Raw genomic sequence first — 14,637 nt, forward strand, 5'->3', positions numbered from 1 at the left:
CCACCAGTCCGGCCGGCGGTCGGCCCGCCGCCGCCCTGCCTTGCCGGTGAGGCATTTTAGCCATTCCTTCGCCTTTTTCTTGGCAAAACTGGGGCGGCAGCCGGGCGTCCGGCCAGTTTTGGATTGATTCGCGTGAGGAAAGGGGGATTAGACTCATGGAAAAACAGGCAAAACAAGAATTAGAGCAGCAAGGGTAACCCCGATGTCGAAAATCGCATTGGTGGACGACGACAGGAACATCCTGACGTCCGTCCAGATGACGCTCGAGGCCGAGGGCTTCGAGGTCGAGACCTACAACGACGGACAGTCCGCGCTCGACGCCTTCAACAAGCGCATGCCCGACATGGCCGTCCTCGACATCAAGATGCCGCGCATGGACGGCATGGACCTGCTGCAGCGCCTCCGCCAGAAGACCTCGATGCCCGTCATCTTCCTGACCTCCAAGGACGACGAAATCGACGAGGTGCTGGGCCTGCGGATGGGCGCCGACGACTACGTCAAGAAACCGTTCAGCCAGCGCCTGCTGGTGGAGCGGATCCGCGCGCTCCTCCGCCGGCAGGAGGCGATCTCGGGCGATCTGCCCGAGACGGGCGAGGAATCGAAGGTCATGGTCCGCGGCCAGCTCACGATGGATCCGCTGCGCCACGCCGTCACCTGGAAGGGCAACGACGTCTCCCTCACCGTGACCGAGTTCCTGCTGCTGCAGGCCCTCGCCCAGCGGCCCGGCTTCGTGAAGAGTCGCGACCAGCTCATGGACGTCGCCTACGACGACCAGGTCTACGTCGACGACCGCACGATCGATTCGCACATCAAGCGGCTGCGCAAGAAGATGCGCCAGGCCGACGAGGAGTTCTCGGCCATCGAGACGCTGTACGGGATCGGCTACCGCTACAACGAAGAATAAGGCCGAAGGGGCAGGACATGACGGCCGCGCCGCAGATCGACGTTCGCGACCTTGGGTCCGTGCGCAACGCCGCGCGGGCGATGGGCGCACGCCCCGGCGACCGGGCCGAAGCCGCCGACGGCACCACGCAGGTCCTTCTGGGCGAGGACTGGGTCCGCCCCGAGAAGCGCACGACCGCCGCGCCCCGCCGGCGCGGGCTGCGCGCGCTGCGCACCTCGCCGCTGGCGCGGAAGATCGTCACCTTCAACCTCGTCGGCCTGTGCCTGATGGTCGCCGGAATGCTGTACCTCGCGCCCGGCCGCGACAATCTTCTGTTCCAGCGCGCCACCGGCCTCGTCAGCGAGACCGAGCTGATCGCCGACGTGTTCGAGGCGGCGCTGCCGGCGAGCGCGCCGGTGAACCTGATCACCGCGGACGGCATCGACCCGGTCGCGACGCTGCAGGGCCTCGACCTGTCGAACGGCATCTCGGTCATGGTCTACGACACCGAGGGCCAGCTCGTCGCCCGGGGCGAGGCGGCGGACCGGCGGGGCGCGTTCGAGGGGCTCGACGGATCCGAGAACTCGACCATCGTGTCGGACCTGATCAACCGGTCGTGGACCGCGCTGGCCGACCGGATCTCGGGCACCGGCGGCGCCGCCGAAGGCGACCCGGTCACCGTCGGCCGCGACCTGTCGCGCAACGCTATGGTCAACGGCACGGCCATCGACACCCGCCTCGACGCCCGCGGCTCGGTCCTCTACGTCGCGACGCCGATCATGCGGGGCGACACCCCCGTCGGCGCCATCGCCGTCGCCAGCCGCTCGGGCGAGATCGACGGCCTCCTGCGGCAGGAGCGCGAGCAGGTGCTGCAGATGTTCCTCGTCGGCATCCTGATCTCGGTCGTCCTGTCGCTGATCCTCGCCTCGACCATCGCCAATCCGATCGCCGAGCTCGCCGCCGCGGCCGAGCTGGGGCGCGACCGCAACGCCCGCAAGATGACGCCCGAGCGGATCCGCATCCCCGACCTCACCGCCCGCCCGGACGAGATCGGCCGCCTGTCCGCCGCGCTGCGCGGCATGGTCGCCGCCCTCTACGAGCGGATCGAGACGAACGAGCAGTTCGCCGCCGACGTCGCGCACGAGATCAAGAACCCGCTCGCGTCCCTGCGTTCCGCCGTCGGCACGCTCGAGGTCGTCAAGAAGGAAGAGCAGCGGCAGAAGATGCTCCAGGTGATCGAGCACGATCTGCAGCGCCTCGACCGTCTCGTCACCGACATCTCCTCCGCCTCGCGCCTCGATTCCGAGCTGGTGAGGGAGGAGGAGGAGCCGTTCGACCTCCTCGTCATGCTCACCCGCCTGCACGAGTTCCTCGGCCGCGACGCCAGGGCCAAGGGCGTCGAGTTCATCGTCGACCTGCCGGAGCAGGCGATCATCATCACCGGCCTCGAGAGCCGGCTGGCGCAGGTCTTCGTCAATCTCATCACCAACGCCATCTCGTTCTGCGAGGACGGCGACGCGATCCGCATGTGGGTCCGCAAGCGCAAGAACCGCGTCCTGATCGTGGTCGAGGATACCGGCCCCGGCATCCCCGAGAACGCGCTGTCCAAGATCTTCCAGCGCTTCTACTCCGAGCGCCCGCAATCTCAGTTCGGCAACAATTCCGGCCTCGGCCTCGCCATCTCCAAGCAGATCGTCGAGAGCCATGGCGGCGTGATCTGGGCCGAGAACATCCGCCCCACCGACGCGGACCCGACCTCGGACCCGCTGGGCGCGCGCTTCGTGGTCGGCCTGCCGATCTGACGTTCCGGTGGCCCCGGCCCCCGAGACCATCCACGCCAGCTGCGTCGCGGTCGCCGGCCGCGGCGTCCTGATCACCGGCCCGTCGGGCAGCGGGAAGTCCGCGCTGGCGCTGGAATTGATGTCCCGCGGCGCCGGTCTCGTCGCCGACGACCGCACGATCCTTACCCGTCGGGGCGCGGGCCTCGTGGCCAGTTGCCCGCCCGCGCTGACCGGGATGATCGAGGCGCGGTTTGTCGGCCTGCTCGCGGCCGCCGCCCATCCTCCGGTCCAGGTCGCGCTGGAGGTCGATCTCGGCACGCGCGAGACGGAAAGGCTTCCGCCGCGACGCAGCGTCACGCGCCTCGATGTTGACGTCCCCTTGCTTCACGATGCCGGGACCGGCCATTTTGCGGCCGCGATCCTTCAGTATCTACTGCTTGGTCGGCTCCACTGATTTTCCGGTCACCCCACCCGTGCAGACGAATATCGAGACACTCAATGCAACCAATCCGGACGGCCGCATTCCGGTCGCTCCTGACGGTCGGCAGCGCGTCGTCCTCGTCACCGGCCCGTCCGGCGCCGGGCGCTCGACCGCTATCAACGCGCTCGAGGATCTCGGCTGGGAGGTCATCGACAACCTGCCGCTCTCGCTGCTGCCGCGTCTCATCGACGGCCCCCCGCTCGCCCGGCCGCTCGCGCTCGGCCTCGACGTGCGCAACCGGGACTTCGGCGTCGATGCGCTGATCGAGGCGATCGACCGCCTCGCCGCCCGCGACGACGTGGCCGAGCAGGTCCTCTACCTCGACGCGCCGGTCGACGACCTCGTCGCCCGCTATTCCGAGACCCGCCGCCGCCACCCGCTCGCCCCCGAGGGCCCGCCGCTGAAGGGGATCGAGCGCGAGAAGGAGCTGCTGGTGCCGATCCGCGGCCGCGCCGACATCCTCATCGAGACCGGCGGCCTGACGCCCCACGACCTGCGCGCCGAGATGTTCGACCTGTTCGCCGGCGGCGCCGGCCGTACGCTCGCCGTGTCGATCCAGTCCTTCTCGTACAAGCGCGGCCTGCCGCGCGGCGCCGACCTCGTCTTCGACGTCCGATTCCTCCGCAACCCGCACTGGGAGCCGTCGCTGCGCGGCCGCGACGGCCGCGATCCGGCCGTCCTCGCCCACGTCGAGGCCGACCCGCGCTACGACGAGTTCTTCGCCCGGACCCGCGACCTTCTCCTGACCGTGCTGCCGGGCTACCGCGACGAGGGCAAGAGCCACCTCGTCGTCGCCTTCGGATGTACCGGAGGGCAACACCGCAGCGTGGCCATCGCGCGCGAGATGGCATCGGCGCTTGCGGCCGCCGGGTGGCAGGTGTCTAGTCGTCACAGGGAGTTGGAGCGCCGAGCGGCGCTGGCGGATGGCGGCCCGGAGCGGGGTACGGACAGGTGATCGGCATCGTGATCGTCGCCCATGGGGGCCTCGCGCGCGAGTACCTCTCTGCGGTCGAGCATGTGGTCGGCCCGCAGGAGGGCATGCGCGCGATCGCGATCCGCCCCGACTGCGACCGCACCGCCAAGCAGATGGAGATCTGCGCCGCTGCCGATGCCGTCGATACCGGCGACGGGGTGATCGTGGTGACCGACATGTTCGGCGGCTCGCCCTCCAACCTGTCGCTGCGCGCCTGTGGCGTGACGGACCGCCGCATCCTCTACGGCGCCAACCTGCCGCTCCTCATCAAGCTGGCCAAGTCGCGCCGGCGCAGCGTCGACGACGCCGTCGCGCTCGCCCTCGACGCCGGCCGCAAGTACATCGACAGCCAGATCGTCGCCCAGCCCGCCGTCCGCGCTGCCGCCCGGGGCGGCGTCGCATGAGCACGGTCGTCCGGCGGCGGCTGAAGATCCTCAACGTCAAGGGCCTGCACGCCCGCGCCTCGGCCAAGCTCGCCGAGGTGGTCGAGGCCCACGACGCCCGCGCCGAGATCTCCAAGGACGGGATGAGCGCCTCGGGCGACAGCATCATGGGGCTGCTGATGCTCGCCGCCTCGAAGGGCACCTTCATCGAGGTCGAGACGGCGGGCCCGCAGGCCGAGACCCTCGCCGACGCGATCGAGGCTCTCGTCGCCGACAGGTTCGGCGAAGGCAACTGACCGCCCGTCGCGAGAGGGGAGCCGCGCCGTGACCGACCTCACCGACCCGACCGACACCGCCAGCCACGGGACCGCACCCGCGTCGATCTACGACATGCGGACGCTCACCTATTCAAACACCTTCGACAGCCCGATCAAGCGGGCGACGATCCGGGCGATCGAGTGGATGACCGGCAAGTGGACCATCGTCCGCCGCATCAACGCGTTCGAGCGTGGCGGGGTGCCCTCCGGCCACGCCTTCTGGCTGCGCACGATGGAGGTGATGGGCATCGACCTCCTCACCCCGCCGGAGGAGCTGGCACGGATCCCGCGGGAGGGGCCCGTGGTGCTGGTCGCCAACCATCCCCACGGCTTGGTCGACGGGATGATCCTCGCCGCGCTGATCGGCCATGTACGGGACGATTACCGTATCCTCACCCGCTCCATCCTGACCGGCATCGACGAGGTCGCGGCCAGCTACATGATCGCCGTGCCCTTCCCGCACGAACCCGATGCCCAGCGGCGGATGATCGAGATGCGCCGCGCCGCGATGGATCATCTCGCCCGCGGCGGTCTCGTCGCGCTGTTCCCCTCTGGCGCCGTGGCGGCGTCGCACACCGCCTTCGGTCCCGCGATCGAGGGCGAGTGGAGCCTCTTCACCGCCAAGATGATCCGCAATTCGGGCGCCAGTGTCGTGCCCTGCCACTTCCCCGGCTCCAATTCGCGCTGGTACCACGTCGCCAACCGCCTCTCGCCCACGCTGCGGCAGAGCCTGCTGCTGCACGAGGTGGTCCATGCCTTCGACCGGCCGCAGCGCCCCGCCTTCGGCCGGCCGATCGGCCCGGACGAGATCGCGCGGCGCTCCGGCGATCCGCGGGCGATGATGGACTGGCTGCGCGCCGAAACGCTCGCCCTCGGGGGGCGCTCGCGTACACCGGCTGGCAAGGAGTCTGCGTCATAAGTGCTGCCGGACCCAGACGGCAGGACAGATGGACAAGTCAGCCTTCCAGACCCGCTTCGGTGTCGATGATGCGCTGCGCGAGGATCTCGCGGCGGTGTGGGGCGTGATCGGCCCCAGGATCGACGACATCCTCGGCACCTTCTACCGCGACGTCTCCAGCGACGCCGAGATGTCCGCCTTCTTCTCGGACGCGGCCCACATGCGACACGCGCGCAGCAAGCAGGCCCGCCACTGGGAAAGGCTGTTCTCCGGCCGCTTCGACGACGACTACTTCCACTCGGCCGACACGGTAGGACGCGTCCATTTCCGGATCGGTCTGCCCTACCTCATTTTCATGTCCATGTATGCACGTGCGACCGGACTGATTCACGACGCGATCTCGGCCGCCACGCGTCTGCGCCCGGCGCGCGGCCGCCGCATGGCACGGGCCGCGTCCACCGCCGTCCTGATGGACATCGAGGCCGTGATGACCGCCTTCTTCGCCGCCGAGGCGGAAGAGCAGTCGCGCGCCTTCGACCTGCTCGGCGAGGCGATCGAGTCGCTCAGCCGCGGTGACACCGGCCGGCGGATCGGTGACGACTTCCCCACGGCCTATGCGCCGAACAGGATCGCCTTCAACACCATGGCCAGTCGGGTCGAGGAGGTGTTCCACGGCGTCAAGCTCAACGCCGAGGGGGTGCGCGAGAAGACCGGCGCGCTGTCCCGCTTGTCCGAGGATCTGTCGCGGCGCGCCCAGTCGCAGGCCGCGTCGGTGGAGCAGAGCACGGCCGCCGTGACCGAACTCGCGAACTCGATCCGCCAGAACGACATCAGCTTCCGCCGCGCCATCGATGCCAGCGAGGGCAACAGCGACGCCGCCGTCACCGGCCTCGGCGACGCGGATCAGGCAACTGCCGCGATGGGCGAGATCGAGCAGGCTTTCCGCGACATCGCCGATGTGACAACCAGCATTGAGGAGATCAGTTTCCAGACCAACCTCCTCGCCCTCAACGCCAGCGTGGAGGCGAGCCGCGCCGGAGAGGCCGGCAAGGGCTTCTCCGTCGTCGCCTCCGAGGTGCGGGCGCTCGCCAAGCGCGCCGCGGAGCTGACCGAGAACATCCGCCGCATGATCGACGGCAGCCGTGACACCGTCGGTCGCGGCTCGGATCTCGTGGGGCGGACCCGCGCCTCGCTCGAGAAGATTCGCGACAGCGCCGCCGCGGTGTCGAGCGAGATTCGCGTTGTCGTGCAGACCGCGACGGAGCAGGCAACGACGATCGGCGAGGTGGAGAAGGCGCTGTCCGCCATTGACGAACTGACACAGCGCAACGCGGCGATGGCCGGCGACGTGTCGGACAACGCCGAGGACCTGTCGAGGCGTGCGGCCGAGCTCGCCAGTCCGTTCGACGCCTTCCAGTTGCACCGCGACGGCACCGACCGCCGTGCGCCGCCCCGCGACGTGCCCGGCCGCCGATCGGCCGCCTAACGCGTCGGGACCGGCTCGTCGCCGCGGTAGTCGTAGAAGCCGCGCTTTGTCTTGCGCCCCAGCCAGCCGGCCTCGACATACTTCACCAGCAGAGGGCAGGGGCGGTACTTGGTATCCGCCAGCCCGTCGTGCAGCACGTTCATGATGGCCAGGCAGGTGTCCAGACCGATGAAGTCCGCCAGCTCCAGCGGCCCCATCGGGTGGTTCGCGCCCAGCTTCATCGACGTGTCGATGGACCGGACGTTGCCGACACCCTCGTAGAGGGCATACACCGCCTCGTTGATCATCGGGATCAGGATGCGGTTCACGATGAAGGCGGGGAAATCCTCGGCCGTCGAGGCCGTCTTGCCCAGCCGCTCCACCACGGCAAGGCAGGCGTCGAACGTCGGCCCGTCGGTGGCGATGCCTCGGATCAGCTCCACCAGCTGCATCACCGGGACCGGGTTCATGAAGTGGAACCCCATGAACTTCTCCGGCCGGTCGGTCCGCGCCGCCAGCCGGGTGATCGAGATCGACGAGGTGTTCGACGTCAGGATCGTCTCGGGCTTCAGGTGCGGAACCAGGTCCTCGAAGATCGCCTGCTTGACGGTCTCCCGCTCGGTCGCGGCCTCGATCACCAGGTCCGACGCGCCGAGGTCCGGCAGCTTCAGCGTCGAGGCGATCCGCCCCAGCGCCGCGTCGCGCGCGCCTGCGTCGATCGTCCCGCGCGACACCTGCCGGTCGAGGTTGCGCGTGATGGTCGATCGCGCGCCGTCCAGCGCGTCCTGGCTGATGTCGGTCAGCAGCACGTCGTAGCCCGCGAGGGCGAAGACGTGCGCGATCCCGTTGCCCATCTGCCCCGCGCCGATGATTCCGACCTGCCGGATCTCCATCCTCGCCCCTTTCTGCAATCGGGCGGACCTTAGGGCCCGGACAGGGCCGTCTCAAGCCTGCCCGCGGCGGAAAGCGCCAGGCTTAGGACGATCGCAACCTCCGCCGGGCACAGTGGGGACGGGTGAGTCGAACCAGGGGGTGGTCCGATGGGGGCCGAAGCCGCGATCGCGCCGGGGACGGCGCATGCCTGGCCGATGGGCGGCCAGAAGGACCCGGCGGGGAGCTACATCGCCTGCGTGGGCGGGACGGAGGCGGCAGGCCGCTTTGTCGATCGCCCCTGGCCGGACATGCTGGAGCGGATGACGGGCCGGCGGTGCCTGAATCTCGGCCGGGCCAACTCCTCCATCGACGGCGCCCTCCGCGACCCCGCGACCCTCGCCGCCTGCGCCGGCGCGGTGGCGGTGGTGCTGGAGGTGACCGGCGCCCGCAACCTGTCGAACCGCTTCTACGAGGTGCATCCGCGGCGCAACGACCGGTTCCTGCGCGCCGCGACAGCGCTCGAGGCGCTGTATCCCGAGATCGACTTCGCCGATTTCTGCTTCACCCGGCACCTGTTGCGCGAGCTGGAGCGTCTGTCGCCCGACCGCTTCGCCCTCGTCCGGGAGGAGCTTCAGCGCGCCTGGTCCGCCCGCATGAAACGTTTTCTCCAGGATTGCCCGGCGCCGGTCCAGCTCGTCTGGTTCAGCGATGCCCCGCCACCCGACGGGCCGGCGGCGAGGGGCCTGGGGCCGGACCCGCTCTTCGTCACCGCGCCGATGATCGACGCGCTGCGCCCGCTCGCCCGCGGCGTGACCTGCGTCGTCCCATCCGCGCCGGCCCTGGCCGACGGCGCGATGACCGGACGCCCGGGCCGGCCCCTCGGCCCCCGGGCGCACGAAGAGGCGGCGACCGCGCTGGCCGCCGCCCTCTGCGATCTCACAGCTTCTCGGTCAGCTCCGGCACCAGGGTGAAGAGATCGCCGACAAGGCCGTAATCGGCGACCTGGAAGATCGGCGCCTCCTCGTCCTTGTTGATCGCGACGATGATCTTGCTGTCCTTCATCCCCGCGAGGTGCTGGATCGCGCCCGAGATGCCGACAGCGACGTACAGTTCGGGCGCCACGACCTTGCCGGTCTGGCCGACCTGCCAGTCGTTCGGCGCGTAGCCCGAATCGACCGCCGCCCGCGACGCGCCGACCGCGGCGCCCAGCTTGTCGGCGAGGGCCTCAATGATCGCGAAGTCCTCCTTGGACCCGATGCCGCGCCCGCCGGACACCACGCGGCCGGCCGAGGTCAGCTCGGGCCGGTCGGAGGCGGCGACGTGGTCCTCGACCCAGGACGACAGGCCCGGATCCTCGCCCGCCGACACGCTCTCGACCGGGGCCGAGCCGCCGGTGCCGGCGGCGTCGAAGGTCGAGGTGCGCACCGTCAGCACCTTCTTGGCGTCCGACGACTTGACCGTCTGGATCGCGTTGCCGGCGTAGATCGGCCGCTCGAACGTGTCGGCGTCGACGATGCCGGAGACGTCCGAGAGGATCATCACGTCCAGCAGCGCCGCGACGCGCGGCATGATGTTCTTGGCGTCCGTCGTGGCCGGGGCAACGATATGGTCATACTCGCCGGCCATGCTGGCGATCAGCGCCGCCGCCGGTTCGGCCAGGCGGTGACCGTAGAGCGCATCCTCGGCGACGAGGACCTTGGTCACGCCGCCGATGGTCGCCGCCTCGGCCGCGGCGTCCGCCGCCTTGGCGCCGACCGCGAGGACGGTCACGTCGCCGAGCGTCTGCGCCGCGCCCACGGCCTTGGCCGTGGCGTCCATGTTCAACTGCCCGTCGGTGATTTCGGCAAGAAGGAGAACGGCCATCAGACGACCCCCCGCTCTTTGAGTTTCGCCACCAGCTCGTCGACCGAGCCGACCATCTCGCCCGCCTTGCGCGCCTCGGGTTCCGTCGTCTTCACGACCGACAGCCGCGGCGACACGTCGACGCCGTAATCGGCCGGCGTCTTCTCGTCGAGCGGCTTCTTCTTCGCCTTCATGATGTTCGGCAGCGACGCATAGCGCGGCTCGTTCAGCCGCAGGTCCACGCTGACGATCGCCGGCATTTTCACCTTGATGGTCTGCAGGCCGCCATCCACCTCACGGGTGACCGAGGCGTGGTCGCCGTCGATCTCGACCTTCGAGGCGAAGGTCCCCTGGCTCCAGCCCAGCAGCGCCGCCAGCATCTGACCGGTCGCGTTCATGTCGTTGTCGATCGCCTGCTTGCCGCAGAGGACCAGCCCCGGCTGTTCCTCCTTGACGATGGCGGCGAGGATCTTGGCCACCGCCAGCGGCTCGATGTCCTGGTGCACGTCGTCCGCCGCCACGACGAGGATCGCCCGGTCGGCGCCCATGGCGAGGGCGGTTCGCAGCGTCTCCTGCGCCTGCTTGACGCCGATGGAGACCGCGACGACCTCTTCGGCGGCGCCCTTCTCCTTCAGGCGGATCGCCTCTTCCACGGCGATCTCGTCGAAGGGGTTCATGCTCATCTTGACGTTGGCGAGATCGACCCCGGACCCGTCCGCCTTGACCCGGACCTTCACGTTGTAGTCGATCACCCGCTTGACCGGCACGAGGACCTTCATGCGGTATCTCCTGTCTGCTGCGTGTTCCGAGCCGTGTTATCGCGGGGTCCTGCGCGGAAACAGGGAAAAAGCGACGCAGGCCGGCGCGGGAACGCCACGTTTGCCGCGCATGGGGAGGAGGGGCAGAGCGCGCGGCCGGCGCGGGGGCCGGCCGCGCGCCGGCGTCACTTCTTCTTGCCGTCCGACTTCTTCGCGCCGCCCATCGCGCCGGCGGGAGCGCTCTTCTGTTCCTTGCTGCTGGCGGGTTTGCCGCCCTTCGGTTTGTCGGCCATCAGACCGATCCTCCCAGAAAGGGCGACCCGGGAATCGGGTCGCCACGGGCGGAGAGTAGCGCAGCGGCGGTGTTCGGATAGTCCGCGCGTCAGGCCTCGCCGCCCACCTCAAGCACGATCTTGCCGATGTGCTCGGAGCTCTCCATCAGCGCGTGCGCCGCGGCGGCCTCGGCCAGCGGGAAGGTCCGGAACATCACCGGCGCGACACGTCCCGCCGCGATCAGCGGCCAGACCTCGCGAGCCAGATCCTCGGCGATCCGCGCCTTTGCGAGCACCGATTGCGGGCGCAGGGTGGAGCCCGTGATCGTCTGCCGCCGCGCCATCAGCGGCGCGAGGTTCAGCTCGGCCTTCGGCCCCTGCAGGAAGGCGATCTGCACCAGCCGGCCGTCCTCGGCCAGGGCCTTGAGGTTGCGGGCGATGTAGTCGCCGCCGACCATGTCGAGGATCACGTCGGCGCCGCCCTCGGCCGTGAGCACCTCGACGAAGTCCTCCTCGCGATAGTTGATCGCCCGCTCGGCGCCGAGCCGGGTGCAGGCGGCGCACTTCTCGGCCGACCCGGCGGTCGCGAAGACCCGCGCGCCGAAGGCACGGGCCAGCTGGATCGCCGTCGTGCCGATCCCGGAGGAGCCGCCGTGGACGAGGAACCGCTCGCCCGCCTGCAGCCGGCCGCGGCCGAAGACGTTGGACCAGACGGTGAAGAAGGTCTCGGGCAGGCAGGCCGCCTCCTTCATCCCCAGCCCCTCGGGCACGGGCAGGCAGTGCGCCGCCGGCGTCACGACATACTGCGCGTAGCCGCCGCCCGGCAGGAGGGCGCAGACCCGATCGCCCTCGGACCAGTCGGTCACGCCCTCGCCGATGCGGTCGACGATGCCCGAACATTCGAGGCCCGGCAGGTCGCTCGCGCCCGGAGGCGGGGCGTAGGCGCCGGCGCGCTGCAGGGCGTCGGGCCGGTTCACCCCGGCGAACGCCACCCTGATCCGCACCTCGCCCGGTCCCGGCTTAGGGACCTCGCGGCTGGCGACTGTCAGGACATCCGGCCCGCCGGGCCGGCCGATCTCGATCACGCGCATCATTTGGGTCACGTCAGGCCCCCGGCGTCCAGCGACCGGGCAGGCCCCCCGGACCGCTCACCGGCCGGGGCCGGCGAATCATCGCGGTCAGCCGCGACAGCGGGCCGGTGAAAGGCTTCAGCAGCGGCGCCTCGTTCACCCGCGCCTTCATCGTCTCGATCCGCATCACGTCGTCGATCCGCCGGTCGATGAAGGCGTCGGTCGCCTGCGCCTCCCAGCTGTCGTCGCCCAGCCAGAACAGCAGGACCGAGGCCCAGACCGCGGACAGCGTCGCTCGCTTGGTGTACCAGTTCAGGTCCTCGGACGGATCGCCCAGCGTGTCCCAGATCAGGTCCGCGGTGCGCCAGATCAGTCGCGCCCCCTCGGGCGCGTGAGTCGGCAGCGCGAAGAGCGCGCTGGCGCGGCGCGCCGCTTCCTTGTCGCCGATCGCCTCGATCCGGGCGCGCAGCGCGAACGCGACACGATCTCGGAACCGCATCGCCGTCAGGTCGGCCGCCTTCAGCTTCGCCACCATCGCCGCATCGCCGGACTCATGGTGCGCGACGGCGAGGTCGACGGCGCCGCGCGGGAACAGGCGCCGCGCCTCGGCCATGTCGATGCCCGTCGCCTCCGCGGCGCGGGGCAGCAGGTTCGCCGACCAGCCCTCGAACGCCACGTTCGGCAGGGCGGCCTGCAGGAGGCGCGCGCGGCGGGCCTCGTCGGTTTCCGTCTGGGCGTCGGTCATGGGTCTCTCCCGCGTCGGTCGCGTCGTACCCACGATAGCGCGGGGCGCGGCGGGCGCCAGCGCCGGCGCCGCACCCTCGGGGCGGGTGGACAAACCGTCCGAAGGTTCCTATATCGGCGCTTCCTGCAACGATCCGATCATTCCAACCTAGAAAGGTGGTGAAAACCACATGCAGGTCTCCGTTCGCGACAACAACGTCGATCAGGCGCTCCGCGCCCTGAAGAAGAAGCTGCAGCGCGAGGGTGTCTTCCGCGAGATGAAGCTTCGGCAGCATTTCGAGAAGCCGTCCGAGAAGAAGGCCCGCGAGAAGGCCGAGGCGATCCGTCGCCAGCGCAAGCTCGCGCGCAAGAAGGCGCAGCGCGAAGGTCTCCTCTGAGGCGACCTCTTCCGAACTGCTGAAGTTCAGACGACCCCCGCGGCTCACGCCCGGGGGTTTGTCGTTTCCGAGGGTCCGGTTCAGCTGCCCGGGATCGCGTCCAGATCCCGGACCCACGGCTGGGCGGAGCCGGTGAAGACCTGGCGCTGCGGCACGAGGTCCGCCCGTTGCTCCACCCCGCCGAGGCGCAGCATGAAGGTCCGCCCCGTCCCCTCGGGCGCCGTCGACCAGAGCGGCGCGCCGCAGGTGCCGCAGAACGTCTGCAGCCGCGCGTTGCCGCTGTCGGCGGTGGTCTTGACGTAGGAGGCGGGGGTGCCGGTCTGCAGCGTCAGATCCTCCTCCGCGCAGGCGACCGAGGCGCGGTAGGGCGCGCCGGACAACGCCTGGCAGTCGGTGCAGTGGCAGATCATCGTGCGGGCCGGGTCGACCTCGGCCGTCCACGTGATCTCGCCGCAATGGCAGCGTCCGTCGATCCTCATGATGTCTCCCTCCGACCGCTGCACGCTAGGCCCGCTCCGCCCCGCGCCGCAAGGCCCGGCGCGATTGCCACGCCCGCCCGTGCGACCTATGACGCCCCCGACGTCACTTCCGGAGAACGCCCTCATGTCCCACGCCCAACTCGAAGCCGCGATCGAGGCCGCCTGGGAGGCGCGCGACACGCTGTCCCCCACCACCAGCGGCGAGACCCGCGAGGCCATCGAGGAGACGCTGAACGCCCTCGATGCCGGCACGCTGCGGGTGGCCGAGCGGCAGGAGAGCGGCGACTGGCACGTGAACCAGTGGGCCAAGAAGGCGGTCCTTCTCGGCTTCCGCATCCGCGACATGGAGATGCAGCCGGGCGGCCCGCAGGGCGGCGGCTGGTGGGACAAGGTCGACAGCAAGTTCAAGGGCTGGGGCGACAACCAGTGGCGCGCCGCCGGCTTCCGCGCGGTGCCGAACGCCGTCGTCCGCCACTCCGCCCACATCGCCAAGGGCGTCGTGCTGATGCCGTCCTTCGTGAACCTCGGCGCCTACGTGGACGAGGGGACGATGGTCGACACCTGGGCCACCGTCGGTTCCTGCGCGCAGATCGGCCGGAACGTGCACCTGTCCGGCGGCGTCGGCATCGGCGGCGTGCTGGAGCCGATGCAGGCCGGCCCCACGATCATCGAGGACAACTGCTTCATCGGCGCCCGCTCCGAGGTGGTCGAGGGGGTGATCGTGCGCGAGGGCAGCGTTCTGGGCATGGGCGTCTTCCTCGGCCAGTCGACCAAGATCGTGGACCGCGAGACCGGCACCGTCACCTACGGCGAGGTGCCGCCCTATTCGGTCGTCGTCGCCGGCTCGATGCCGACGAAGAACGGTTTGAACCTCTACTGCGCCGTCATCGTCAAGCGTGTGGACGAAAGGACACGGTCCAAGACCGGCATCAACGAGCTGCTGCGAGACTGAGGGAACCCCGCGGAACTTTTCCCGCGCATGCGACGTTCTGCCCCCGATCGCCCGGGAACCGCCGGGCGGACGGAACGAAAGGACGAACG

General features: G+C 69.9%; 17 protein-coding genes. 11 read left to right on the forward strand and 6 right to left on the reverse strand.

All coding sequences use genetic code 11. From position 1 onward, the window contains the following. Positions 1–202: 202 nt before the first annotated feature. The 8 genes from A37W_RS0109360 (at position 203) to A37W_RS0109395 (ending at position 7,202) form a co-directional block, all read left to right on the forward strand. Positions 203–904, forward strand: a complete 702-nt coding sequence (locus A37W_RS0109360) for a response regulator transcription factor (protein WP_018302769.1) — start codon at positions 203–205, stop codon at positions 902–904. 17 nt (positions 905–921) lie between these two features. Further along, a complete protein-coding gene (locus A37W_RS0109365) occupies positions 922–2,685 on the forward strand; it encodes a sensor histidine kinase (RefSeq protein ID WP_018302770.1) in 1,764 nt (587 codons plus the stop codon). A 7-nt stretch (positions 2,686–2,692) separates the two neighbouring features. Next, positions 2,693–3,118 (forward strand): HPr kinase/phosphorylase, encoded by a 426-nt coding sequence (locus tag A37W_RS0109370; protein ID WP_018302771.1) that lies wholly within the window; start codon positions 2,693–2,695, stop codon positions 3,116–3,118. A 67-nt stretch (positions 3,119–3,185) separates the two neighbouring features. Further along, the gene (gene rapZ, locus A37W_RS0109375; protein ID WP_040753794.1) at positions 3,186–4,100 is read left to right on the forward strand and encodes an RNase adapter RapZ; all 915 of its coding nucleotides are present in this window, start codon (positions 3,186–3,188) and stop codon (positions 4,098–4,100) included. Further along, complete coding sequence (locus tag A37W_RS0109380; protein ID WP_018302773.1) at positions 4,097–4,522, forward strand: PTS sugar transporter subunit IIA; 426 nt, start codon at positions 4,097–4,099, stop codon at positions 4,520–4,522. The genes rapZ and A37W_RS0109380 overlap by 4 nt, the downstream gene beginning before the upstream one ends. After that, positions 4,519–4,797, forward strand: a complete 279-nt coding sequence (locus A37W_RS0109385) for an HPr family phosphocarrier protein (RefSeq protein ID WP_018302774.1) — start codon at positions 4,519–4,521, stop codon at positions 4,795–4,797. The genes A37W_RS0109380 and A37W_RS0109385 overlap by 4 nt, the downstream gene beginning before the upstream one ends. A gap of 28 nt (positions 4,798–4,825) precedes the next feature. Then, on the forward strand, positions 4,826–5,737 hold the full coding sequence (locus A37W_RS21400) for a lysophospholipid acyltransferase family protein (protein ID WP_018302775.1): 912 nt from the start codon (positions 4,826–4,828) through the stop codon (positions 5,735–5,737). A 28-nt stretch (positions 5,738–5,765) separates the two neighbouring features. Further along, a complete protein-coding gene (locus tag A37W_RS0109395) occupies positions 5,766–7,202 on the forward strand; it encodes a methyl-accepting chemotaxis protein (RefSeq protein WP_018302776.1) in 1,437 nt (478 codons plus the stop codon). Here the strand turns inward: A37W_RS0109395 and A37W_RS0109400 are convergent. Further along, positions 7,199–8,074, reverse strand: a complete 876-nt coding sequence (locus A37W_RS0109400; protein WP_018302777.1) for a 3-hydroxybutyryl-CoA dehydrogenase — start codon at positions 8,072–8,074, stop codon at positions 7,199–7,201. The two genes, A37W_RS0109395 and A37W_RS0109400, sit on opposite strands and share 4 nt — an antisense overlap. Positions 8,075–8,221: 147 nt before the next feature. Between A37W_RS0109400 and A37W_RS21405 the strand changes: the two genes are divergently transcribed. Next, the gene (locus A37W_RS21405; RefSeq protein ID WP_018302778.1) at positions 8,222–9,025 is read left to right on the forward strand and encodes a DUF6473 family protein; all 804 of its coding nucleotides are present in this window, start codon (positions 8,222–8,224) and stop codon (positions 9,023–9,025) included. On the opposite strand, the gene A37W_RS0109410 is transcribed toward A37W_RS21405, so the two are convergent. The 4 genes from A37W_RS0109410 to A37W_RS0109430 form a co-directional block, all read right to left on the reverse strand. Beyond that, positions 8,991–9,917 carry an electron transfer flavoprotein subunit alpha/FixB family protein gene (locus tag A37W_RS0109410; protein ID WP_018302779.1) on the reverse strand — a complete coding sequence of 309 codons (927 nt, stop codon included), beginning with the start codon at positions 9,915–9,917 and terminating at the stop codon, positions 8,991–8,993. The two genes, A37W_RS21405 and A37W_RS0109410, sit on opposite strands and share 35 nt — an antisense overlap. Next, positions 9,917–10,675: an electron transfer flavoprotein subunit beta/FixA family protein gene (locus A37W_RS0109415; protein WP_018302780.1), complete on the reverse strand. Its 759-nt coding sequence runs from the start codon at positions 10,673–10,675 to the stop codon at positions 9,917–9,919. The genes A37W_RS0109410 and A37W_RS0109415 overlap by 1 nt, the downstream gene beginning before the upstream one ends. A 361-nt stretch (positions 10,676–11,036) precedes the next feature. Next, positions 11,037–12,029 carry an NAD(P)H-quinone oxidoreductase gene (locus A37W_RS0109425; RefSeq protein ID WP_026198398.1) on the reverse strand — a complete coding sequence of 331 codons (993 nt, stop codon included), beginning with the start codon at positions 12,027–12,029 and terminating at the stop codon, positions 11,037–11,039. Between the two features lies 1 nt (position 12,030). Next, positions 12,031–12,741 carry a COQ9 family protein gene (locus A37W_RS0109430; RefSeq protein ID WP_018302783.1) on the reverse strand — a complete coding sequence of 237 codons (711 nt, stop codon included), beginning with the start codon at positions 12,739–12,741 and terminating at the stop codon, positions 12,031–12,033. 169 nt (positions 12,742–12,910) lie between these two features. Between A37W_RS0109430 and rpsU the strand changes: the two genes are divergently transcribed. Beyond that, on the forward strand, positions 12,911–13,117 hold the full coding sequence (gene rpsU, locus A37W_RS0109435; protein WP_018302784.1) for a 30S ribosomal protein S21: 207 nt from the start codon (positions 12,911–12,913) through the stop codon (positions 13,115–13,117). An 80-nt stretch (positions 13,118–13,197) separates the two neighbouring features. Here the strand turns inward: rpsU and A37W_RS0109440 are convergent, their stop codons facing one another. Beyond that, positions 13,198–13,596, reverse strand: a complete 399-nt coding sequence (locus A37W_RS0109440) for a GFA family protein (protein WP_018302785.1) — start codon at positions 13,594–13,596, stop codon at positions 13,198–13,200. A 124-nt stretch (positions 13,597–13,720) separates the two neighbouring features. On the opposite strand from A37W_RS0109440, the gene dapD reads away from it, so the two are divergent. Next, positions 13,721–14,548: a 2,3,4,5-tetrahydropyridine-2,6-dicarboxylate N-succinyltransferase gene (gene dapD, locus A37W_RS0109445; protein WP_018302786.1), complete on the forward strand. Its 828-nt coding sequence runs from the start codon at positions 13,721–13,723 to the stop codon at positions 14,546–14,548. The last annotated feature ends 89 nt before the right edge of the window (positions 14,549–14,637 follow it).

Source organism: Wenxinia marina DSM 24838 (genome assembly GCF_000379485.1).
In the GTDB taxonomy this organism is placed as follows: Bacteria; Pseudomonadota; Alphaproteobacteria; order Rhodobacterales; family Rhodobacteraceae; genus Wenxinia; species Wenxinia marina.